The organism is Bradyrhizobium daqingense (assembly GCF_021044685.1).
In the GTDB taxonomy this organism is placed as follows: domain Bacteria; phylum Pseudomonadota; class Alphaproteobacteria; order Rhizobiales; family Xanthobacteraceae; genus Bradyrhizobium; species Bradyrhizobium daqingense.
The window spans coordinates 2,046,656-2,069,976 of sequence record NZ_CP088014.1 but is presented as its reverse complement, the minus strand read 5'-3'; the positions used below and the strand labels follow the sequence as shown (position 1 = coordinate 2,069,976).

Genomic DNA, 23,321 nt, shown 5'->3' with positions numbered 1-23,321 from the left:
GTTCCGGGAGCGGTCGCGGTCCCAGACGAAGCGCCACCGCTGCCCGCGCCCGAGCCTCCCCCGCCCGAACCTCCACCACCCCCGCCGCTCTGCCCTGATGCCGGACCAATGGAAGCGCTTGCCAGCACAGCGACCAGCACGAGGCCGGTTACGCGCATCGAACGTCTCGCGTTCTGCATGTTCCTGGACATGGTTTGCTCCTGGCTCGTTTCGCCAACTGGGCAATGAGATGCGGCTGCGACCGTTCCCAGGGCTGATCGCCGCAGCGGCCTGAATGCGAACGCCACATCAAACGACCGATCCTGGTTCAGTTGGTCAGCATCGTCGCGAGCGCGGCGCTACGGCTCACGTTGCCTCGGCCCTCAAATGGTCCACCAGCATCTTGGCCGGCTTCGGCAGCGCCTTGAAGCTGCGCGCACAGATCACGAGCTTGCGGTTGGCGAAGGCATCGCGGAGGCGGACCATCGCGAGCGGCATGGTCCTTGCGCAGCGGCGGGCAGCGACTTCTGGCACGAGCGCCACGCCGACATCAGCAGCGACCATCTGGCAGATCGCGTCGAAGTCGCGCAGCCGTGCGCGAAAATGCGGACGCATGCCGAGCCGCGCCGCATGTTTGGCGATGTGCATCTGCAGCGCGGTCGCGCTGGTCAGGCCGACGAAGTCACACGCTCCCGCTTCCTGAAAGTCGATCTGGCGGCGGCCGGCGAATGGACCGCGTTTCGACGTCACCAGCGTCAGGCGGTCCTCGCTGAAGACGAAACGCTCGATATGCTCGGGCAATGCATGCTCGGCGGCGAAACCGAGATCCGCGGCACCTGCCGTGATCGCCGCCGCGATGTCGGTGCTCTCGCGCTCCTCGATATCGATCGCGACGTCGCGATGCTCGCGAAGGAAGCCGGCGAGCGCTTTCGGCAGATGCTCCGACAGGCCCGACGTGTTGGCGAGGAAATGCACGTTGGCGCGGACGCCAGAGGCAAAGCCGGCGAGATCGCCGCGCATGGCGTCGACCTGATGGATGACCAGCCGCGCGTGATCGAGCAGGCTCTGGCCGGCCGCGGTCAACTCCACGCCGCGGCGCCCGCGCTTGAGCAGGGCGACGCCGAGCGCGTCCTCGAGGCCCTTGATGCGCGCGCTTGCGGAGGCCAGGGCCAGGTGCGAGCGCTCCGCACCGCGGGTGATGCTGCGCTGGTCGGCAACCGCGATGAAGAGCTGGAGGTCGACGAGGTCGAAGCGCATGGGGTCCTGCTCTTGTTGTTGGAGCATGATCTCGTCGGAAAAAGCTGCACACTGTTCCGGATCACGCTTCAGCCTTCGGCTGGGACGAAGGCAGTCTCCGTAACCTCCAGATTGTGCCGCCCGGCGGCTTCGGTCAATGTGCAGGTATGATCGACCCGCTGCTCATCCTCATTGCCGCCGTCTTCCTGCTCGCCGGGTTCGTCAAGGGCGTGATCGGGCTCGGCCTGCCGACGGTGTCGATGGGCCTGCTCGCAGTGAGCATGACTCCCAGCCGGGCCATCGCCATCGTCATTGTGCCGGCCATCGTCACCAACATCTGGCAGACCTTCGTCGGCCCGCACTTGCGCGACATCCTGCGGCGGCTGTGGCCGCTGATGATCGGTACCGTGATCGGCTGCTGGCTCAATGCCGGTGCGCTGACCGGTCCGCACGCCCGCTACGGCACGATCGTGCTCGGCGTCCTGCTCGTCATCTACGCCGTGATCGGCCTGAACAAATTCCAGTTCCAAGTCTCGCCCAAGAACGAGAAATGGGTCGGTGGCCTCGTCGGTATCGTCACCGGCGCGATCTCGGCCTCGACGGGGGTGCAGGTGATCCCCTCGATGCCGTTCATGCAGGCGATCGGCATGGAAAAGGACGAGCTGGTGCAGGCGCTCGGCGTGTTCTTCACGACGGCAACGCTGGCGCTCGCCTTCAACCTGACCGCAGTCGGACTGCTGACGCCTGCCAATGCCATCCCGGGCGCCGTCGGCCTCGCTATGGCCTTTGCCGGCATGTTCATCGGCCAATCGGTGCGGGCGCGGATGCCGGCGGAAGCGTTTCGTCGCTGGTTCCTGATCGCGATGATCTTGCTCGGTCTGTATCTGGCCGGCAGCGCGCTGGCGCAAGAGCTCACCTGAGAGGGTTACCGTGTCTCCAGCATGGCGACGCGGATTCCGAGATAGATGAAGAGGCCGCCGAGGGCACGGTTGACCCAGGCGATCGCGCCCTCGGATCGCCGCAGGCGATGGGCGGCCCGGGCCGCAAACGCCGCTAGCACCAGGCACCACAGCGTTCCCGTAAAGATGAAGATCAGGCCGAGCGTCAGGAAGGCGAGCGGCTTGTGCGCGGAGTCGGCTGCGACGAATTGCGGCAGGAAGGCCAGGAAGAACAGCGCGACCTTGGGATTGAGCGCATTGGTAAAGACGCCCTGGAGGAACACCCGCCGCAGCGAGCTCCGCACCGGCTCGTCGATGGCCGTGGCCAGCGCCGGACGTGACCACAGCATCTGAAGTCCCGTCACGACGAGATAGGCCGCGCCGACCAGCTTCAGGATCGAAAACGCCGTCGATGAGGCCATCAGCAGCGCCGAAAGGCCGATCGCTGCGGCCGCGACGTGGAAAAAGCAGCCGAAACTGATACCCAGCGCCGCGGCGGCGCCGCCCCGCCAGCCCATCTGCATGCTGCGGCCGATCACATAAACCGAGTCCGGGCCCGGCGTGATGTTGAGCAGCACACCTGACAGGATGAAGAGCCAGATTTCGTGAATGCCCAGCATGCGAAGTCTCCCGATCGGCCTTCAGGCGGCATATTCGGTTCGCCCCTCCCCGTCCACTGCCGCAATTGCGTGGGATTTTCCGCGAATTTGCAATGCGGATCACTCTTTCGCGCGGCTCCATCTGCTTTATAAAGGCACGGTTCTTGAAATGCAGGGTTCAGGGCGATTGCCACGCCGTGGCCGGTCCGCCATCCGCTGGAGCGCTTAGGATATGGAAAGACGTCTGGCTGCCATCGTCTGCGCCGATGTCGCCGGCTATTCGCGCATGATGGGCAGCGACGAGGCCGGCACCCATGCCGCCTTCAAGGCTCACCGCGCCGCGATCCACCCCATCATCCTCAATCATGGTGGCCGCGTCGTGAAGAACACCGGCGACGGCTTCCTGCTGGAGTTCCCCTCGATCGTCGGCGCCACCGAAGCCGCGATTGCAATGCAGACGCTGATGGCGGAGCGCAACCGGCATCTGCCGGCCGACCGCGCCATGCAGTTCCGGCTCGGCATCCACATGGGCGACGTCATCGCAGACGAGGACGAAGTCTTCGGTGACGACGTCAACATTGCCGTCCGCCTGGAATCGGTGGCGAGCCCCGGCGGCTTTGCCATCTCGGCCAAGGCCCATCGCGAGGCGAGCAAGCATCTCACCGTGCCGCTGACCGATGCCGGCAATCACCGCTTCAAGAACATCAAGGATACGGTCGGGGTCTGGACCTGGACGCCCGACGGCGCGCCGGCGCTCGCCCCTGGAATGAGAGAGGCGTCCGCGCTCTCGCAACAGTACCGCACCGCGATCGTCGGCGTGCTGCCCTTCGCCAATCTCAGCGATGCCCAGGATGAATATTTTTCCGACGGTTTGACCGAGGATTTGATCCACGCGCTGTCGCTGCAATCCTTCTACCGCGTGCTGAGCCGCAACTCGACCTTCGCGTTCAAGGGCAAGAACACCAGCACCCGGCTGATCGCGCGCGAGATCGACGCCACCTATCTGATCCAGGGTTCTGTGCGGCGCGCCGGCGCCAAGATCCGCGTCACCGCCGAGCTGATCGCGCCGGAGACCGGCGAGCAGCTCTGGACCGGGCGTTACGACCGCGACATCGGCGACCTGTTCGCGATGCAGGACGAGATCACGACCAATCTGTCCGCCGCCATCGCCACCGAGATCGTTCGTGCCGAGGCCTCGGCACCGGCGCGGCTCTCGACCGACGTCACCGCCTGGGACCGCTTCCTCAAGGGACTGTCGCATTACTATCGGCAAACCAAGGAAGATCTGGCCGCCGCAGTCGAGCTGTTCCGGGAGGCCATTGAGCTCGATCCCAAGCTGTCGATCGCACACGCCTATCTCGCCACGATCCAGATCCAGAGCATTCAGTTCGGCTGGGTCAAGGGCACGCGCGAGATGTGGGCTGAGGCGATGAGCCTCGCCGAAACCAGCGTCCGGCTCGATCCGCGCTCCTCCTTCGCATTCTCGATCCTGACCTGGGCGCACGCGTTGGAGGGTCATCACGAGGCGGCAATGGACGCCGCCAAGCGCGCGGTCGCGCTCAACCCTTACGACAATGGCGCGCGCGGCGTGCTCGGCATCTGCCATTTCATGATCGGCGAGCACCGCGAGGCGATCGAGCTGTTCTCGATGGCGTCGCAGCGCGACAACAGCGATCCTCGCTACCAATGGGCGGCGCTGAACGCCTTCAGTCACTACCTGTTGCGCCAATATGACGCGACCCTGTCATGGGCCCGGGAACAGCTCTACATCAACCCGAACCACATGCAGGCGCTGGCGATCCGCGCAGCGGCCTTGGCCCAGATGGGACGGAACGACGAGGCCAGCGAGGCCGTCGGCGTGCTGATGGCAAACTATCCAACCCTGAACGTCGACAGGCACTTGCGCAATTTCCACTGGAAGCGGCCCGAGGACCTCGCCCATTACCGCGAGGGGCTGCTGAAAGCCGGCGTGCCCCTCGGCAAGCTGAGCCTGGTGCAGAGCGACGTCAAACGCGCCGCCGAGTCCTGAACGACAGGCCACCGCTCCGTTGCGCTCCTGCCGCGATCTTACGCTGCTCTTGTTGACCCGACAGTGAAATGCGCCACACTTCGTCACACGCCCAAGTAGTATATTGTGCTGTCGGTTTGTTAGGACTTTCCGCGCTCTAACAGCGCGCCTCATTTTCACGATTTGCTGCTTTCAGGATTTGGGCCATGCATCACCCCGCTTCGAAGCCGCCCCTCGATCCCTCGATCCCGGTCTCGCCGAACAACCCCTGCCCGTTCCTGCGCGGCCTCGTCGGCGAAGGCTTCGTCGAGGGCGGCACCGTGCCGCTCAACACCCTGTCTCAGACCATCGCCAACGCGACCGGCGAGACGGGGCTGAAGAGGGTCTCGGGCCGAATTCAGGTCCGCGGCGTTGCGATGATCGCCAACGGCGTCAAGCACATCTTGAAGAGCCTCTGGTCGGGCGCGCAGCTCGACGCGCTACGCGGCGGTCCGCTCGACAAGCGCGGTGCCGGCTCGCGCATCCTCGGCGTCGACGGCAAGGTCAACGAGGACGAAATCGCGCGGCTCGCGAGCTTCGGCCGGACCTACATCGACCCGAACACCGGCAGCAGCGAGCCCGGCCTCAACGCCGCGGAAATCAAGACCTTCATGCGCGACAATCTCAAGCGCGCCGGCAGCGCCGCGCGGTGGTACTACCCGCTGCTGATGAAGTTCGAATGGCCGGTCCTTCTGAAGATCATCGGCAAGGGCAAGCAAGGCGAGGAGCGCTATCTCAGCGTGGCCGACGTGCGCACCCTGTTCGAACAGCGCCAATTCCCCGACCGCATCAACCAGCGGATCGTGTCGCAGCCGCTGCTGTCGTCCGGCCAGCTCCGCTTTCGCTGGGCCATCGCGCTCTCGGCGCTCGTCATCGGGCTTGGCCTCGTTGCCCTGGTCGCGGTCGCCGAATTCCCCAACCAGGTTCGCGCCATGCTGCCGCAGAAGAGCGTCCTCGTGAACCTGCTGCCGCCGCCCCTGCCCGCGGTCCCCGAAACGAAAGCGGCTTACTGGCTCGAGCAGAACTGGTCGCTGAAGGACCGGCACTGGTTCCACCATGCCAGCCAGGGCACCGCGACCTTCCCGGTACCCTATGAGTGGTTCGTGGCATTGGAGCAGCCGCAGCTGCATCTGTTCTCGAAGCCCGGCATGATCAAGGACAGCGCCTATCTCGAGCGCTTCGGCTTCATCCCCAGCCCGCAGACGATCCAGACCGACACCGCGACGCTGCGCCGCTTCGGCTATGCCAATGTCTACGAGACGGCGCAGGTGTCGGACTGGTCGACTCGATGGACCCCGGCCGAGAACGTCGACGGCCTGCCCGTCGGCTTCGCGCGCATGACCGGCGTGGTCGATCCCGCGACGGGCCGCCGCGAGGACGACATGATCGGGCTGACCTGCGCGGCCTGTCATACCGGCCAGATCCACTATCAGGGCGTCGACGTCCGCTTCGACGGCGGCGCGGCGATGACCGACCTGAAGAAGCTCGAGCTCGCGACCGGGCTGTCGATCGCCTACACGCTCTACGTCCCGTTCCGCTTTCAGCGCTTTGCCGATCGCGTGCTCGGTACCGATGCCAGCCAGGCAGACCGCGCCGTGCTGAAGCAGAAGCTCGGCGCGATCGGCAGCTTCCTGATCGACTGGGCCAAGAATTACGAGAAGACGATCGAGGGCAAGACGACCTGGGACGGCAAGCAGCAGCAGGACACCGAGGAAGGGTTCGGCCGCCTCGATGCCCTCAACCGCATCGGCAACCAGGTCTTTTCGCAAGACCTCGCGATGAGCGGGATCAAGGGATTCGAGAAGAACCTGCACGCCCAGGACGCGCCGGTCAGTTACCCCGCGATCTGGACCGTGCCGTGGTTCAGGTTCGCCCAGTACGATGCCTCGATCGAGCAGCCGCTGATCCGCAATGCCGGCGAAGCCCTCGGCGTGACGGCCCTGCTCAACCTGTCAGACGCCTATCCCGAGGAGAGGCTATGGCGCTCCTCGGTGAACTTCCGGACGCTGGGCTGGATCGAGGACATGCTGCGAGGCCCCGATCCATTCAAGACAGCCGGTCCTTCCGGTCCGAAGTTCGGCGGCCTGCTTGCGCCGAAATGGCCCTCGCAGATCCTCGGCGACGCCTGGAGGCTGAAGCCGGATCGGGTCGAGCGCGGCCGCGCCGTCTACACCGAGATGTGTTCCGGTTGCCATTTGCCGGCGATCGACACGCCGGCCTTCTGGTCGTCGAAGCGTTGGGAGCAGAACGGCGACAGCAAGGTGCTGAACGCGGTGACGATCCCGCTCAACGAGATCAAGACCGATCCCGAGCAGTCGCTCGTTCTCAGCAAGAGGACCGTCGATGTCCCCGGCTTCCTGAAGGTGAACACGGCCGACCTGCAAAAATGGTGGCAATGCGAGATCCCGACCGCAAGCAAATCGCCCAACGAGATGGTCTATGCGCTCGGCCTCATGACGGTGGTCGATCTCGTCGCCCGCAAATGGATGGATGATGAGAAAATCCCGGAGGCCGAACGGGCGGAGATCTGGAATCTTACGCGCAAGAACTGCCTCAATCCGGCGCCTGATCCGCGCTATCGCGCGCGGCCGCTGAACGGCATCTGGGCCACCGCGCCATACCTGCACAACGGCTCGGTGCCTTCGCTGTACTGGCTGCTGAAGCCGCAGAGCGAGCGTCCGCAGAAATTCTGCATGGGTCGCCGCGACTATGACCCCGAGATCGTCGGTTTCGCAGTCAGCGCCAACGAGCGCTGCAAGACGGGAGAGACGGAGCTCTCGGCGACCGGACCTGACGGCAAGCCGATCCAGGGCAACAGCGTGCTCGGCCATTCCTTCGAGCTCAAGCCGGGCGAGCCGAAACGCCCGGGCGTGATCGGCCGCATGTTCAAGGACGACGCCGAGCGCTACGACCTGATCGAGTATCTGAAGACGCTGTAACGACCCGTCGTCATGGCCGGGCTTGTCCCGGCCATCCACGTTCTTTGCTGCAGCAACAAGACGTGGATGCCCGGGACAAGCCCGGGCATGACGAAGACTGTGGAACGTTCAGTGGCGCAGGAAGCGTCCGAGCCCCTCACTTGAACAGCGGCGTGCCCGGCACGAAGGCGTCGAAGGCGGCCCAGAACTGGGAGCGGTAACGGTCCTGCTCCTGGAGGATTTCGTGCTTCGAACCGGCGATGACGAGGTGCGAGCCGGCGCGCAGATGATAGGCGAACTCTTCGATCGCCGCGGTCGAGACCACGGTGTCATTGGAGGCCGCCAGCATCAGGATCGGCTGGCGGATCTTGGAGGGGTAGTTCATGCCCTTGAAGGTGTGCATCGCGCTGAAGGCCGCGTCGGCCCAGGCCACCGTCGGTGACGCCAGCCCCAACGTCGGATCCTCCTCCAGGATCGCGGCATTGCGCGCATAGCGCACGGGGTCGCTGGTCAGGGGATTGTTGATGAAGGGATCGAGCCCGGTGATGCGGCTGCTGCCGCCGGGGACATAGCGGCCGCCCTGCCCGAACAGGCGCATCGCCTTCAAGAGCGCCCGGGCCGGAAACGACGTGGTGCGACCGGGCAGGTCGATCATCGGCGCGGACAGCACCATGCGGTCGAACCAGCGCTTGCCGGCATGCGCGATCCGCAACAGCACGGTGCCGCCCATGGAATGGGCGAGCGCGAAGAAGGGCGGCGGGCAGTCCGGCAGCACCACCTGCTGCACGAAGGTCTCGACGTCGATCTCGAAATCGGCGAAGTCGCGCACATAGCCCTTGCGTGGATCGCGCAGCCGGCGCGAGGAATGGCCCTGCCCGCGCCAGTCGATCATCGCCACCGCAAAGCCGCGATCGCGCAGGTCGCGCACGGTCTCGAAATATTTCTCGATCTGCTCGCTGCGTCCGGTGAAGACACAGACCGTGCCCTTGCGGCCCGCCGGAGGCGCCCAACGCGCAAAGCGCAGCTCGGCGCCATCGGGGGTCTTGATGGTGCCGCTGACGACGTTTTCCGGAACGGGGTTGGCGGGAATCGAGACCAGCGTCATTTGGGCGTGCTTGGGCGCGAAGTGCTGCAAATCAAGGGGCGGGAGCGCCGAAAAGGCGCGTGTTGCCGCCCTCTTGAACGCCGTCTCGATCCACCCATATCATTTTCGTGCAGGCCGCTACCAGTGTTTCGGAACCGGAACATGAGGCTGCACACAGACGAAAGCCCGGCCCGATTGGCGGGCGGGTACCCAACAGTCGCTCAATGGAGGACTTGACCATGCGTAGCTACGATCTCACCCCGTTCTATCGTTCCACCGTCGGCTTCGACCGTCTCTTCAACCTGCTCGACCAGGCCGGTTCGGACGGAAGCCCCGGTTATCCCCCCTACAACATCGAGCGCACCGGCGAGAACGCCTACCGCATCACCGTTGCGGTCTCGGGCTTCGCCAAGGACGAGCTCTCCATCGTCGCGAAGGAAAACACGCTGACGATCAAGGGCGAGAAAGTCGCCAACGAGAACTCGAAGTCCGAAGTGCTCTATCGCGGCATCGCCGCACGTGCCTTCGAGCGCGCCTTCCAGCTTGCAGATTTCGTGCAGGTGAAGGACGCCTCGCTCGAGAACGGCCTGCTTCACGTCGATCTCGTCCGCGAGATTCCCGAAGCCAAGAAGCCGCGCCAAATCGCGATCAACGCCGGCGCCCCGAAGGCGCAGGTGATCGAGAGCTCGGCGCAAGCCGCCTAAGCCAAGGCGACTACTTCTAGGTTGCGAAAACGCCCCGGTGCCCCGGGGCGTTTTTTTTGTTTTTGCACCGCATCACAGAGCAGTGAAGTCGCGTAACGTCGCAACTCTCCTCTCCGTCCTTTGGGCATCGAACCCTGACAATACGGAGAACGATCGTGACCTTCTGGCGCAACCTTTTCGTCGCCGCGAGCCTGCTCGCAGCCCCCTTCAGCGTTGCCCACGCAGAGACACCGCAGACGGTAAAAGCGACGAATGTCGTGCTGGTGCATGGCGCCTGGGCCGATGGCTCGAGCTGGTCGGAGGTGATCCCGATCCTGCAGGCGGCAGGCCTGCACGTGACGTCTGTGCAGAATCCGCTGTCGTCGCTTGCGGACTCCGTCCAGGCGACCAAGCGCGCGCTGGCTCAGCAGGATGGACCGACAGTGCTCGTCGCGCATTCCTGGGGCGGCACCGTGATCAGCCAGGTCGGCACCGATCCGAAGGTCACCGGGCTCGTCTATGTGGCCGCACGCGCGCCCGATGCGAATGAGGATTTCGTCGCGCTGTCCAAGCAGTTTCCGGCCGGACCGGCCCGCGCCGGCATCGTCGAGCACGACGGCTACACCAAGCTCTCGGAAGAGGCCTTCCTGAAGTACTTCGCCAATGGCGTGAAGGCGGAGCAGGCCAAGGCGCTTTACGCGGTGCAATGGCCGACCGCAGCCTCCATCTTCGCCGGCCGCACCACGGAAGCCGCCTGGCACAGCAAGCCGAGCTGGTACGCAGTGTCGAAGAACGACTACACCATCAATCCCGATTTCGAGCGCTTCCTCGCCAAGCGCATGAACGCCACCACGGTCGAGCTCGACGCCGGCCACCTCTCATTGGTGTCACATCCAAAGGAGGTCGCGAAGCTGATCCTGGAGGCTGCGGGGCAGCCGCGGAGCTGAGGCGATTGCCGTGACTGCAAAAGGCGCCTGACTGCTCAGGCGCCTTTTGTTTGTAAGTGTCGTCCTGGCGAAAGCCAGGACCCATTACCCCAGGAAGTAGTGTGGCGAAGATTCGGAGTTTGGTACGCGCACCTCACCCGATCGATAGACCTCGCGGTATGAGTGCTGGCCTTCGCCAGCGAGGGTGTGGCACTCGGCTCGCCTCGCACAACGAGCCGATTGCGAGCGCGCCTAATCCAGCCCCTGCGCGGCCGGCATATCCTGCGTCGGCAGAATCGTCGACGCCGGCTTGGCCTGACTGACTGTGGGTACAGCGGCTTGTGGCGCGGCTTCAGCCGGCTTGGCCTGCATAGCGGCCGCGGTCTGCTGCGTAGACTGCGTCTGTGCAGGCTGGAACTGCTGCGGCGCCGGCTCGGCCGGCTTCGCCGCGACCACCGGTGCCTCGGCGCGGCGCGGGGCGGCCTTGGGCAGCGGCACGGTGCGGCTTGCCACATGCGGGATCGCAGCCGGCGGGCGCGGCGGACCGTTGCGAACCACGGTCGGCGGCGGCAACGCGCTTTGCGGACTGTAGGGCGCGACCGCGGGCTCGTCATAGGCGGGTGCCATGCCATAGGCATCGGCCGAAGGCATGAAGCGCAGGATCCGGCCGTCACGGGCGTCGATCACCAGCCGGCCGTTGTCGCCGCGACGGTCGATCACCGCGATTGTGTAGACGCTGCCGCGCAGCCGCGGGATGCCAAGCGGCAGGAAGCCATTGTCGCGCAGCACCACGTAGACTTCGGTGGACGGCAGCAGCTCCGGGCCGGGACCGCGCTCCTCGTAGCCATAGCCGTAGCCGTAACGCGGCGGCGGGGGCGGTGCGGCCTCCGGCGGCGCATTTGGCCCGTCGAAATCCGAGACCGGGATCACTGCCCCTCCTATAATACCGCTCGTGGGAACTTGCGCCTGAGCGGCGGTTACAGCCAGCGCCAGCGTGGCCGCAGCCACACATCCTGTGAAAAACTTCATGGTCGATACGCTCCTGTCAGGCCCTCCGATGGCCGCCATCTTTCGCTTCTCGCGGCGTGGCGCGCCTTCCGAAGGGTTGATCCGAAGCTTCATTTGGGATTCCGGCGTCCACAGGGCCGGATCAGGGCGCGTTTGCTCCAAAATCGGGGCTGCGCAACTTTCGGAAAGCGATTGATTGACTTATGGGGAATCGGGACTTCCGCGCGCTTGTGTGCTAGACAAAAATTTGGCAAGGTGATGGTTAGGACAGGAAGACTGTCTCAATTTTGCTTGCGGTTCCGGCATAGGGATTGCAGCGAGAACTGGTGCTCTTGAGCCCCAGGAAGGTGCCAGGCAAAGCCGTTCTCGGGGACGAAGAACGCCTAGGCCTGAATTTAAGAAAATGCGGCTCGCTAGCGGAAGAGCGGTGACCCAGAGGCGGGTGCCGCGGAACGCCCAAGGTGCGCCGAAGATGGCGGTGAGGCAGCTTGCCGCATGGAGAGGATTGGAACAATGAACGGGTCGCAATTCGAGCGCGCAAACATCGTGGCAGAAGAGCTGTCGGCGACGGTCGCCTCGAAAACGACCGATCCGATCGCTTACCCGATCCAAGAGCACAATTCGCGCCCCAAAGCCGAAGGCCTCTATGATCCTTCCCTGGAGAAGGATTCCTGCGGCGTCGGCTTCATCGCCAACATCAAGGGCAAGAAGTCGCACGAGATCGTCTCGGACGCGCTGAACATCCTGTGCAATCTCGAGCATCGCGGTGCCGTCGGCGCCGACCCGCGCGCCGGTGACGGTGCCGGCATTCTGGTGCAGATCCCGCACGCCTTCTTCAGCCGCAAGGCCGCGGAGCTCGGCTTCAAGCTGCCGGCGCCCGGCGAATACGCCATCGGCGCGCTGTTCATGCCGCGCGACACCGCCTGGCGCAACGTCATCAAGAGCATCATCGCCGACCAGATCAAGGAAGAGGGCCTGACCCTGCTCGGCTGGCGCGACGTGCCGACCGACAATTCCTCGCTCGGCGTCACCGTAAAGCCGACCGAGCCCGCCTGCATGCAGGTGTTCATCGGCCGCAACGGCACCGCCAAGACCGAGGACGATTTCGAGCGCCGGCTCTACATCCTGCGCAAGTCGATCTCGCAGGCGATCTACCAGCGCCGCGACCGCGGCCTTGCCGGCTATTATCCCTGCTCGCTGTCGTGCCGCACCGTGATCTACAAGGGCATGTTCCTTGCCGACCAGCTCGGCAAGTACTATCCCGATCTGCACGAGACGGATTTCGAGAGCGCGCTGGCGCTGGTGCACCAGCGTTTCTCGACCAACACCTTCCCGGCCTGGTCGCTGGCGCATCCCTACCGCATGATCGCGCATAACGGCGAGATCAACACGCTGCGCGGCAACGTCAATTGGATGGCGGCGCGTCAGGCCTCGGTCAGCTCCGAACTGTACGGCAAGGACATCAACCGCCTCTGGCCGATCTCCTACGAAGGCCAGTCCGACACCGCCTGCTTCGACAACGCGCTCGAATTCCTGGTGCAGGGCGGCTACTCGCTGCCGCATGCCGTGATGATGATGATCCCGGAGGCGTGGGCCGGCAATCCCTTGATGGACGAGAAGCGCCGCGCCTTCTACGAATACCATGCCGCGCTGATGGAGCCGTGGGACGGCCCCGCCGCGATCGCCTTCACCGACGGCCGCCAGATCGGCGCCACGCTCGACCGCAACGGCCTGCGGCCGGCGCGCTATCTCGTCACCAAGGACGACCGCATCGTGATGGCGTCCGAGATGGGCGTGCTGACCATCCCCGAGGACCAGATCATCACCAAGTGGCGCTTGCAGCCCGGCAAGATGCTGCTGGTCGACCTCGAGCAGGGCCGCCTCATTCCCGACGACGAGATCAAGGCCGAACTCGCCAAGAGCCATCCCTACAAGGAGTGGCTGGAGCGGACCCAGATCGTGCTGGAAGAGCTGCCGAAGGTGCCGACCACAGGCGTGCGCTCGAACCTGTCGCTGCTCGATCGCCAGCAGGCGTTCGGCTACAGCCAGGAAGACATCTCGATCCTGATGACGCCGATGGCGTCCACCGGCGAGGAAGCCGCGGGCTCGATGGGCAACGACACGCCGATCTCGGCGCTGTCGGACAAGGCCAAGCCGCTGTTCACCTATTTCAAGCAGAACTTCGCGCAGGTCACCAACCCGCCGATCGATCCGATCCGCGAGGAGCTGGTGATGAGCCTCGTCTCCATCATCGGGCCGCGGCCGAACCTGTTCGACCTCCAGGGCATGGCGACGACCAAGCGCCTCGAAGTGCGCCAGCCGATCCTGACCGACGCAGATCTGGAAAAGATCCGCTCGATCTCGGACGTCGCCGAGTCGCATTTCAAGTCGCGCACGCTGGACACCACCTTCCACGCCGGGCTCGGCGCGGCCGGCATGGACCAGGTGCTGGACGAGCTCTGCGCGCGCGCCGAGAGCGCAGTGCGCGAAGGCGTCAACATCATCATCCTGTCCGACCGCATGGTCGGCACCGACCGGGTGCCGATCCCGGCACTGCTCGCTTGCGCCGCCGTGCATCATCATCTGATCCGCGTCGGACTGCGCACCTCGGTCGGCCTCGTCGTCGAATCCGGCGAGCCGCGCGAGGTGCATCACTTCGCCTGCCTCGCAGGCTACGGCGCCGAAGCGATCAATCCCTATCTCGCGTTCGAGACCATCATCGCGATGAAGGACCGCCTGCCCGGCTCGCTCGACGATTACGAGATCGTCAAGCGCTACATCAAGTCGATCGGCAAGGGCCTGCTCAAGGTGATGTCCAAGATGGGCATCTCGACCTACCAGTCCTATTGCGGCGCCCAGATCTTCGACGCGGTCGGCCTCAAGGCGGACTTCGTCGCAAAGTTCTTCGCCGGCACGCACACCCGCGTCGAAGGCGTCGGTCTTTCCGAGATCGCCGAAGAAGCCGTGCGCCGTCATGCCGACGCGTTCGGCGAGGCGCAGGTCTACAAGACCGCGCTCGATGTCGGTGGCGAATATGCCTATCGCAGCCGCGGCGAGGACCATGCCTGGACCGCCGAGTCGGTGTCGCTGCTCCAGCACGCCGCGCGCGGCAATTCGCAGGAGCGCTATCGCGCCTTCGCCAAGATCCTCAACGAACAGTCGGAGCGGCTGCTGACGCTGCGCGGCCTGTTCCGGATCAAGAACGCGGACGAAGAGAAGCGCAAGCCGGTGCCGCTCGACCAGGTCGAGCCGGCCAAGGACATCGTCAAGCGTTTTGCGACGGGTGCGATGAGCTTCGGCTCGATCTCGCGCGAGGCGCACACCACGCTCGCGATCGCCATGAACCGGATCGGCGGCAAGTCGAACACCGGCGAAGGCGGCGAGGAGGCCGACCGCTTCAAGCCGATGCCGAACGGCGATTCCATGCGCTCGGCGATCAAGCAGGTCGCCTCCGGCCGTTTCGGCGTCACCACGGAGTATCTCGTCAACTCCGACATGATGCAGATCAAGATGGCGCAGGGTGCCAAGCCCGGCGAAGGCGGCCAGCTGCCCGGCCACAAGGTCGACGCCACCATCGCCAAGGTCCGGCATTCGACGCCGGGCGTCGGCCTGATCTCGCCGCCGCCGCACCACGACATCTATTCAATCGAGGATCTGGCGCAGCTCATCTACGACCTTAAGAACGTCAACCCGGCGGGTGACGTCTCGGTCAAGCTCGTCTCCGAGATCGGCGTCGGCACGGTCGCCGCGGGTGTCGCCAAGGCGCGCGCCGACCATGTCACCATCGCGGGCTTCGAGGGCGGCACCGGCGCGTCGCCGCTGACCTCGATCAAGCACGCCGGCTCGCCGTGGGAGATCGGTCTCGCCGAGACTCACCAGACGCTGGTGCGCGAGCGGCTGCGCAGCCGCATCGTGGTCCAGGTCGACGGCGGCTTCCGTACCGGGCGTGACGTCGTGATCGGCGCGCTGCTCGGCGCCGACGAGTTCGGCTTTGCGACTGCGCCCTTGATCGCGGCCGGCTGCATCATGATGCGCAAGTGCCACCTCAACACCTGCCCGGTCGGCGTCGCGACGCAAGATCCGGTGCTGCGCAAGCGCTTCACCGGCCAGCCCGAGCACGTGATCAACTACTTCTTCTTCGTCGCGGAAGAAGTCCGCGAGATCATGGCCTCGCTCGGCTTCCGCACCTTCAACGAGATGGTCGGCCAGGTTCAGCTGCTCGACCAGACCAAGCTGGTTGCGCATTGGAAGGCCAAGGGCCTCGACTTCTCCAAGCTGTTCGTCAAGCAGAAGGAAGAGAAGGGCCAGAAGATCTATCACTCCGAGCGCCAGAACCATCATCTGGAGGCGGTGCTCGACCGCACGCTGATTGAGAAGGCGCAGCCCGCGCTGGACCGCGGCGCGCCGGTGAAGATCGAGGCCAACATCAACAGCACCAACCGTTCCGCCGGTGCGATGCTGTCGGGCGCGGTGGCCAAGATCTACGGCCATGCCGGCCTGCCGCATGACACCATCCATGTCAGCCTCAAGGGCACCGCCGGCCAGGCCTTCGGCGCCTGGCTCGCCCACGGCGTCACCTTCGAGCTGGAAGGTGAAGGCAACGACTATGTCGGCAAGGGCCTCTCGGGCGGCAAGATCATCGTCAAGCCGCCGAGGAACGCCGGCATCGTGCCGGAAGAGAGCATCATCGTCGGCAACACCGTGATGTACGGGGCGATCGAGGGCGAGTGCTACTTCCGCGGCATCGCCGGTGAGCGCTTTGCCGTGCGCAACTCGGGCGCCGTCGCGGTGGTCGAGGGCGCGGGCGACCATTGCTGCGAATACATGACCGGCGGCATCGTGGTCGTGCTCGGCAAGACCGGGCGCAACTTCGCGGCCGGCATGTCCGGCGGCATCGCCTATGTGCTGGACGAGACCGGCGACTTCGATAGGCTCTGCAATCTGTCGATGGTCGAACTCGAGCCGGTACTGTCCGAAGAGCTGATCAACGCCGGCACCTACAACCACTCAGGTGACCTCGAGGCACACGGCCGGGTCGACGTCTTCAAGAACCTGCTCGACTCGGACGTCGAGCGGTTGCACGTGTTGATCTCGCGCCATGCGAAAGCGACTGGCTCCAAGCGCGCCGCCGACATCCTGGCCAATTGGAAGGAATGGCTACCCAAATTCCGCAAGGTGATGCCGGTCGAGTACCGGCGCGCACTGCGCGAGATGGCCGCCAACGCGGACGCCGAGCCGAAAATCGCGATCGGGGCGTAAAGAAAGCCTCATGGCGAGGAGCGCGAAGCGCGTCTCGAACCATGAGGTCACCATCCGGGCCTTTATCCTTCGAGACGCGGCGCGACGAGCGCGCCGCTCCTCAGGATGAGGAGTGAGAGAACAAACGACCAAGCGGCAGGGACTTCGGGTTTAATGGGCAAGATCACGGGTTTTCTCGAAATCGAACGGCACGACCGCAAGTACACCCCGGTCGCCGAGCGCGTGAAGCATTACAGCGAGTTCGTCGTTCCCCTCTCCGAGAAAGAGGTGCGCGACCAAGCCGCGCGCTGCATGAATTGCGGCATTCCCTATTGCCACGGCACAGGCTCGGTCGCGCCCGGCACGCCCGGTTGCCCCGTCAACAACCAGATCCCCGACTGGAACGACCTCGTCTATCAGGGCAATTGGGAAGAAGCCTCGCGCAATCTGCACTCGACCAACAATTTCCCGGAGTTCACCGGCCGCATCTGTCCGGCGCCCTGCGAGGCCTCCTGCACGCTCAACATCGACGATAACCCCGTCACCATCAAGACCATCGAATGCGCGATCGTCGATCGCGCCTGGGACAATGGCTGGCTGAAGCCTGAGATCGCAGCCGAGAAGACCGGCAAGATGGTCGCGGTCATCGGTTCGGGGCCGGCCGGCATGGCCTGCGCGCAGCAGCTCGCGCGCGCCGGTCACGACGTGCACCTGTTCGAGAAGTACGCCAAGGCCGGCGGCCTGCTGCGCTATGGCATCCCCGACTTCAAGATGGAGAAGGGCGTCATCGACCGCCGCGTCAAGCAGATGGAAGCCGAAGGCGTCACCTTCCACTACAACAGCCATGTCGGTGCCGACGGCAATGTCGATCCGCGCGAGATGCTCAACGAGTATGACGCGGTCGCGCTGACCGGCGGCGCGGAAGCCCCGCGCGACCTGCCGATCCCCGGCCGCGAGCTCGCGGGCATCCACTACGCCATGGACTTCCTGCCGCAGCAGAACCGCCGCGTCTCCGAGGAGCCGCTCGGCGGCGTCCAGGAGATCCTGGCCGGCGGCAAGCATGTCGTCGTCATCGGCGGCGGCGACACCGGATCCGACTGCATCGGCACCTCGCTGCGCCAGGGCGCGCTGTCGGTCACCCAGCTCGAGATCATGCCCGCCCCGCCCGAGCGCGAGAACAAGGGCCTCACCTGGCCGAACTGGCCGCTGAAGATGCGGACCTCCTCCAGCCAGGCCGAAGGCGCGGTGCGCGAATTCGCCGTGCTGACCCAGAAGTTTTCCGGCGACAACGGTCAGGTCAAGAAGCTGCACTGCGTCCGCGTCGACGACAAGTTCAAGCCGATCGACGGCACCGAGTTCGTGCTGGATGCCGAATTGGTCCTGCTCGCGATGGGCTTCGTGCATCCCGTGCATGAAGGCCTTTTGAAGATGCTCGCGGTCGAGCTCGACCCGCGCGGCAACGTCAAGGCCAACACGCTGGACTATCAGACCTCGCGCCCGAACGTGTTCACCGCCGGCGACATGCGGCGTGGGCAATCGCTGGTGGTGTGGGCGATCCGCGAGGGCCGGCTGTGCGCGCGGTCGATCGACACGTTTTTGATGGGGAAGACGGATCTGCCGCGGTAAGGCGCGGCGCGAGCTACCAGATTTGCAAACGGTGTCATCGCCCGGCTTGACCGGGCGATCCAGTACTCCAGAGGCCGTTGTCATCTACGGATAGGCCACGGCGTACTAGATGCCCCGGTCAAGCCGGGGCATGACAGCGGAGGAAGCGGGTAGAGGTTGGCGTCAGCCTAAGACGTGCGGAAATTGACGCGCGTCCCACTCGTCAAGTCGGAACAGAACCTTGCCGTATTCGAGAAGTTTGTCGCCCGGTCGGTAGGATCGCGTCGAAACTTCAACGTCCGATGCAACCTCACTGGACATCAAGTGAAAATGGTCGTTGGTCTCACTGAGAGCCAGCAGCTCTTTGACCAGAAGATCCCGGCCTTCGGGATTAAGCCATAGCTCGAATTCACCGGCCGAGTTGATATCCAAAGTAATTCGAGCTGCCATGGTGGCTTCTCCTTAATTCTGCAGCCGCACCCCCAGCAGCACCACCGTGCCCTGCGAGCTCGCGGCAGCGATGTTCGAGTCCAGGATGTCGTGGCGGAGCGTGCCCTTGATCCAGATGTTGCGGTTGAGCTTGTAGATCAGATTGCCTTCGAGCGAGTAGGTTTTGTCGTTGCGGTTCTGGTTCTGGTAGTCGTAGGTGCCGTAGGTGAACTTGCCGACCGCGGTAAGCCAGCGGCGGAAGTCGTGGTCGACTTCGGCGGAGTAGGTACGCACCAGCACGCCGGAGGAGCCGGGGACGGTGGTCTCGTTGATCTGCGTGTCGGTGAAGAGCTTCACCGTGGTGAGGCCGCTCGCATTCCAGATCAGCGAGCCCGTGGTGAGGAAGCCGGCGAGCTGGCTGAGACGCGGATCGGTATAGCTGCGCGCGGAATAGCCGACCGAGATCTCGCCGGTGAGGATGCGCGAGAATTCGAACGACGAGCCGACCTTGGCATAGCCGCCGTTCGAGTCGCGGAAGAAGCCGTTACGATCGGCGGCCTGGTCGTGCACGCGGGTGTCGCCCTGGATCTCGACGAAGGGTTTTAGGCCTGGTTTGAGATCATACGAGAAGCGCCCGACGCCGCCATATTGATTGAAGTCGCGGTCGGTGTTGGGAAAGGTCGAGCCGTCGGTGAGCCTCGAGTCGGTGTAGGCGGTGCGATCAACGGTGGCGCCGGCCGAGACCTGGAAGCGATTGAAGGTCTGGTCGAAGCCGATGGTCGTGCCGTAGGTGGCATAGACCGGATATTTCTGCAGGCCGGCCTGCACGTTCGGGCTGCCGGGATTGTCGGTGGCGAGCCGCAGGCGCAGCTGCGAGAGCAGCTTGAAATCGCGGGTGACGTCGAGGCGGCCGTCGACATGACCGGTGAAATCAGGGCGGTTGGCCTCGACCGGCGACGGCGATGCGAAGCCGTTGATCGTCGCCGGCATGTCGTTGGTGTAGCCCGAGAACGAGCCGCGCAGATCGGCGACGAGCGCATGGCGCTCCCAATCGGACACCACGAGCAGATCGGGCGCGATCACATAAGCCGGCGAGCCCACCGGCTTGTTGAGGCGCGTCGGGTTGGTGTCGTAGCCGGCGGAGAGTTCGAGCCCGCCCTTGATCAGGAAGCTGCCGGCGTAGTCGCCGACAGCGCCGAACGGATCCTCATCCAGCTTGAGACGGCGGCGCAGCGGCTGGCCGGGCACGTTGCCCGCCATCGCCGGCGGCACCGGCACCTTGTGTGCGGTCTCAGAGGGGGGCGGTGCGATGCGCGGCGGCGTGAGCGTGCGCTCCGGCGTCGCCGGCGGGGCCTTCGAGCCGGGGCCGACCGGGCGCTTCGGCTTGGGCTGCCCGGGATAGAGTTTTGGCTGCTGTCGCTTGCGGTTCAGCGAATCGTAGCCGGAGCCGCTCGCGCCATTGGCGGCGGGCAAGCCGTAGGTCGGGACCGGAGCGGTTGCGGTTTGGCCTGGACGCGAAGTCGCGGGGGCCTGCTGGCGCCGGCGTAGATCGTTGGGATCGGGCAGCGGCGGCAACGCATCCGACGGCGCCTGCGGCACGCCGGCGGTACGGCGCGTCGGCAGCGTCTCGGGCGCGGCGAAGCCACCGCGGCTGGGATTGAAGAGCTCCGGCGTGAGGCCCTGGGCGCTAGCCGGTGCGCTCTCGAGGACCGTCAGCGCAAGGCACGGCAAAGCCGCGCGCAGGAAATGCGCGCGCTTGCTCCGGCCGGTGCCTGGAGACGACCCCACGATGGAAGAACTCCAACGAAATCAAACACTTTCATGACGACCTCCGCCGGTAGGCGGGAACCATCCTTAATGGAGTTAAAACAATTATGGTTAATGACCCGTTGAGGGAGTTGGCGGCCGCGTCGCCTCCTCGACCGCGGCGTGCTAAGCAGGCCCCAATGGGCGAACGCCCCTCCTCCCTGGACCTGAGCATGCCGAGTTCGAAACCGCTGATGACCGCATCATCCGGCTCCATCCCTGACAGCGTCGAGTCCGCGCTCCGCACGCTGGAGACGGAGAGCGGCGGGATCACCGCGCTCGCCACGGCCCTGCGCGGCCCGCTGGGCGCGACCTTTGCCAAGGCGGTCGATCTGATCCGCAACGCCAAGGGCCGCGTCATCGTCACCGGGCTCGGCAAGTCCGGCCATATGGGCCGCAAGATCGCAGCGACGCTGGCCTCGACCGGCACGCCCGCCTTCTTCGTGCACACGGCCGAAGCCGGCCATGGCGATCTCGGCATGATCACGCCCGACGACGTCATCATGGCGCTGTCCTGGTCTGGCGAGCAGCCCGAGATGAAGAACCTCGTGAACTATTCGGCCCGCTTCGCGATCCCCATGATCGCGGTGACGTCGAGCGCGGTATCCTCGCTGGGCCAGGCCGCCGACATCGTGATCGAGTTGCCGAAGGCGCGCGAGGCCTGCCCGCACAATCTGGCGCCGACCACGTCGACGCTGATGCAGGCCGCGATCGGCGACGCCATCGCGATCGCGCTGCTCGAGGGCCGCGGCTTCACCGCGCTGGAGTTCGCGCATTTCCATCCCGGCGGCAAGCTGGGCGCGATGCTGAAATTCGTCCGCGACTACATGCGCACGGGTGCGGAGATTCCGCTCAAGCCTGAAGGCACCGAGATGTCGGACGCCATCGTCGAGATGTCCGCCAAGGGGCTTGGCTGCGTCTGCATCGTCAACGATGCGGGCGAGGCCGTCGGCATCATCACCGACGGCGACCTCCGCCGCCACATGCGGCCCGACCTTTTGACCGTGACGGTCGACGAGATCATGACCCGGCAGCCGAAGACGGTGCCACCCTCGATGCTCGCCACCGAGATGATCGAGGTGCTGAACACGCGCAAGATCACCTCGCTGATCGTGACCGATGCGGGCAAGGTGGTTGGCATCGTGCACCTTCATGATCTGTTGCGGGCGGGGGTGGCGTAGGTCGCTGTCATTGCGAGCGCAGCGAAGCAATCCAGACTGTCTCCGCGGAAACAGTCTGGATTGCTTCGTCGCAAGGGCTCCTCGTAATGACGGCGGTTAGGGCGCGGCCGGAAACCGCGCCGCCTTTTCTTCCAGCGGCAGCTTCAAGCCGTTCGCCAGATACGACACCGTGCGATAGAAGCCGCACAGGAGCATGATCTCCAGGATCTGCGCCGCGTCGTAATGCCCCGACAGGTCGGCGAACTCTTCGTCATCGAACGTTGCACGGTCATGCAATGCGTCCACGGCCGCGATCAGCGCCTGCTCGGCCGGTGACCAGCAGACCGAAGTCGCATCGCCCAGCACCGTTGCCCGCACCTCGTCCTCGGTGAGCTTGGCCGGCCCGGCAAAGATCGCGACATGCACGCCCCATTCATACTCGCATCTGTTCAGCGCGCAGGTGCGATCGATCACGATCTCGCGCTGGCGCAGCGAGAGCGGCCCCGGATCAAGAAGTCCGCCGGCGCGAAACTTGTCCCAGGCGCGGCCGTGTCCCGCCATCACCCGGAACAGCAGCAGCGGCGGCGCACCGCGCATGATGCGATCGAACTGCGCCTGGATCTGCGGGGGATAAGGCGGATCGAGCGGCGGGATGCGCGGCATCGGCTGGGACATGGCCGTCTCCGTTGCTACAATTACCGTAGCAATACGCTACATTATTTGTAGCATCGTGCAAGGGGCCGCCGATGGCGAAACGAGCCGACACAAAAGCACGCAGCGTGCGCGGCTCGCGCACGGGACGGCCGATCATGGCCCTGCTCGACCTGCTTGGCCGGCGCTGGAGCCTGCGGATCCTGTGGGAGTTGCGGGACGAGCCCCTCACCTCGCGCGCGCTGCGCACCGCCTGCGACGAGGCCTCCCCGACCGTGCTGCAAGCACGACTGACGGAGCTGCGCGAGGCCGGGTTCGTGGAGCTGGGCGACGCGGGAGGTTATGCGCTGACGGCGTCGGGGCGAGAATTGTGCGAGACCTTCATGCCGCTGCACAGGTTTGCGGAGCGGTGGCGCAGCAAGAGCGGTGCCTGAGTCTAGCGGCGCATCCGCAAGCTCGTCATTGCGAGCGAAGCGAAGCAATCCAGACTCTTTCCGCGGGAACAGCCTGGATTGCCTCGTCGCTTCGCTCCTCGCAATGACGGCGGCTACGCCGCAGCCACCGTCAGATTCGCGCCGTCGACCTGCACCACCTTCACCCGCGTGCCCGCCGGGGTGTCCGGGCCAGCGACGCGCCAGACCGTGTCGCCGATGCGCACAGTGCCGCTGCCGTCGATGATCGGCTTCTCCAGCGTGAATTCGCGGCCGAGCAAGGCCTCGCTGCGCTTGTTGAGGAAGGGGCTGGCGCTGGCGTCCGGCTTCGGCCGGGCGAGGCGACGCCACACCGGCACGGCCGCGGCGGCGAAAACCGCGAACATCACGAGCTGGATCTGCCAGGACACGGCAACAGTGAACGAGATCAGCCCGACCAGGAGCGCAGCGAGTCCGAGCCAGAACAGGAAGATGCCCGGCGCCAGCACCTCCAGCGCCATCAGGACGAAGCCGAAGATCAGCCAGTTCCAGTTGCCGAGCGATACGAACATGTCGGTCATGACACGATCTCTCTATATGGCGC

The 23,321-nt window shown here is 65.2% G+C and carries 17 protein-coding genes; 9 read left to right on the top strand and 8 right to left on the bottom strand.

Annotated features, from left to right (window positions below):
- Nucleotides 1-345 precede the first annotated feature (345 nt).
- On the bottom strand, nucleotides 346-1,236 hold the full coding sequence (locus LPJ38_RS09835) for a LysR substrate-binding domain-containing protein (RefSeq protein ID WP_145637823.1): 891 nt from the start codon (nucleotides 1,234-1,236) through the stop codon (nucleotides 346-348).
- A 146-nt stretch (nucleotides 1,237-1,382) separates the two neighbouring features.
- Here LPJ38_RS09835 and LPJ38_RS09830 point away from each other — a divergent pair, with 146 nt between their 5' ends.
- On the top strand, nucleotides 1,383-2,135 hold the full coding sequence (locus LPJ38_RS09830) for a sulfite exporter TauE/SafE family protein (protein ID WP_145637549.1): 753 nt from the start codon (nucleotides 1,383-1,385) through the stop codon (nucleotides 2,133-2,135).
- A gap of 5 nt (nucleotides 2,136-2,140) precedes the next feature.
- On the opposite strand, the gene LPJ38_RS09825 is transcribed toward LPJ38_RS09830, so the two are convergent.
- Nucleotides 2,141-2,773, bottom strand: a complete 633-nt coding sequence (locus LPJ38_RS09825; protein ID WP_145637547.1) for a LysE family translocator — start codon at nucleotides 2,771-2,773, stop codon at nucleotides 2,141-2,143.
- A gap of 211 nt (nucleotides 2,774-2,984) precedes the next feature.
- On the opposite strand from LPJ38_RS09825, the gene LPJ38_RS09820 reads away from it, so the two are divergent.
- Both LPJ38_RS09820 and LPJ38_RS09815 read left to right on the top strand, forming a co-directional pair.
- A complete protein-coding gene (locus tag LPJ38_RS09820) occupies nucleotides 2,985-4,781 on the top strand; it encodes an adenylate/guanylate cyclase domain-containing protein (protein ID WP_145637545.1) in 1,797 nt (598 codons plus the stop codon).
- A 185-nt stretch (nucleotides 4,782-4,966) separates the two neighbouring features.
- Nucleotides 4,967-7,738 carry a di-heme-cytochrome C peroxidase gene (locus LPJ38_RS09815; RefSeq protein WP_145637543.1) on the top strand — a complete coding sequence of 924 codons (2,772 nt, stop codon included), beginning with the start codon at nucleotides 4,967-4,969 and terminating at the stop codon, nucleotides 7,736-7,738.
- Between the two features lie 136 nt (nucleotides 7,739-7,874).
- On the opposite strand, the gene LPJ38_RS09810 is transcribed toward LPJ38_RS09815, so the two are convergent.
- Complete coding sequence (locus LPJ38_RS09810) at nucleotides 7,875-8,822, bottom strand: alpha/beta hydrolase (protein ID WP_145637541.1); 948 nt, start codon at nucleotides 8,820-8,822, stop codon at nucleotides 7,875-7,877.
- Between the two features lie 218 nt (nucleotides 8,823-9,040).
- Between LPJ38_RS09810 and LPJ38_RS09805 the strand changes: the two genes are divergently transcribed.
- Both LPJ38_RS09805 and LPJ38_RS09800 read left to right on the top strand, forming a co-directional pair.
- Nucleotides 9,041-9,505 carry an Hsp20 family protein gene (locus LPJ38_RS09805; RefSeq protein ID WP_008543818.1) on the top strand — a complete coding sequence of 155 codons (465 nt, stop codon included), beginning with the start codon at nucleotides 9,041-9,043 and terminating at the stop codon, nucleotides 9,503-9,505.
- A gap of 155 nt (nucleotides 9,506-9,660) precedes the next feature.
- Complete coding sequence (locus LPJ38_RS09800; RefSeq protein WP_145637539.1) at nucleotides 9,661-10,431, top strand: alpha/beta fold hydrolase; 771 nt, start codon at nucleotides 9,661-9,663, stop codon at nucleotides 10,429-10,431.
- Nucleotides 10,432-10,662: 231 nt separating this feature from the next.
- Here the strand turns inward: LPJ38_RS09800 and LPJ38_RS09795 are convergent, their stop codons facing one another.
- On the bottom strand, nucleotides 10,663-11,439 hold the full coding sequence (locus tag LPJ38_RS09795) for a hypothetical protein (protein WP_145637537.1): 777 nt from the start codon (nucleotides 11,437-11,439) through the stop codon (nucleotides 10,663-10,665).
- Between the two features lie 492 nt (nucleotides 11,440-11,931).
- Between LPJ38_RS09795 and gltB the strand changes: the two genes are divergently transcribed.
- Together gltB and LPJ38_RS09785 are read left to right on the top strand one after the other, a co-directional pair.
- Entirely contained in the window at nucleotides 11,932-16,677 is a 4,746-nt protein-coding gene (gltB, locus tag LPJ38_RS09790; protein ID WP_145637535.1) for a glutamate synthase large subunit, read from the top strand.
- A gap of 153 nt (nucleotides 16,678-16,830) precedes the next feature.
- The gene (locus LPJ38_RS09785; protein ID WP_145637532.1) at nucleotides 16,831-18,282 is read left to right on the top strand and encodes a glutamate synthase subunit beta; all 1,452 of its coding nucleotides are present in this window, start codon (nucleotides 16,831-16,833) and stop codon (nucleotides 18,280-18,282) included.
- Between the two features lie 162 nt (nucleotides 18,283-18,444).
- Here the strand turns inward: LPJ38_RS09785 and LPJ38_RS09780 are convergent, their stop codons facing one another.
- Entirely contained in the window at nucleotides 18,445-18,711 is a 267-nt protein-coding gene (locus tag LPJ38_RS09780) for a hypothetical protein (RefSeq protein WP_145637530.1), read from the bottom strand.
- Nucleotides 18,712-18,723: 12 nt separating this feature from the next.
- Nucleotides 18,724-20,478, bottom strand: coding sequence for an outer membrane beta-barrel protein (locus tag LPJ38_RS09775; RefSeq protein ID WP_145637527.1), 1,755 nt, complete (start codon nucleotides 20,476-20,478; stop codon nucleotides 18,724-18,726).
- A gap of 191 nt (nucleotides 20,479-20,669) precedes the next feature.
- Here LPJ38_RS09775 and LPJ38_RS09770 point away from each other — a divergent pair, with 191 nt between their 5' ends.
- Nucleotides 20,670-21,677, top strand: a complete 1,008-nt coding sequence (locus tag LPJ38_RS09770; protein WP_167520557.1) for a KpsF/GutQ family sugar-phosphate isomerase — start codon at nucleotides 20,670-20,672, stop codon at nucleotides 21,675-21,677.
- A 96-nt stretch (nucleotides 21,678-21,773) separates the two neighbouring features.
- Here the strand turns inward: LPJ38_RS09770 and LPJ38_RS09765 are convergent, their stop codons facing one another.
- Nucleotides 21,774-22,331: a carboxymuconolactone decarboxylase family protein gene (locus LPJ38_RS09765; RefSeq protein WP_145637523.1), complete on the bottom strand. Its 558-nt coding sequence runs from the start codon at nucleotides 22,329-22,331 to the stop codon at nucleotides 21,774-21,776.
- A 71-nt stretch (nucleotides 22,332-22,402) separates the two neighbouring features.
- On the opposite strand from LPJ38_RS09765, the gene LPJ38_RS09760 reads away from it, so the two are divergent.
- Complete coding sequence (locus LPJ38_RS09760; protein WP_145637521.1) at nucleotides 22,403-22,741, top strand: winged helix-turn-helix transcriptional regulator; 339 nt, start codon at nucleotides 22,403-22,405, stop codon at nucleotides 22,739-22,741.
- A gap of 113 nt (nucleotides 22,742-22,854) precedes the next feature.
- Here the strand turns inward: LPJ38_RS09760 and LPJ38_RS09755 are convergent, their stop codons facing one another.
- Nucleotides 22,855-23,298: an NfeD family protein gene (locus LPJ38_RS09755; RefSeq protein WP_145637519.1), complete on the bottom strand. Its 444-nt coding sequence runs from the start codon at nucleotides 23,296-23,298 to the stop codon at nucleotides 22,855-22,857.
- Nucleotides 23,299-23,321: the final 23 nt, after the last annotated feature.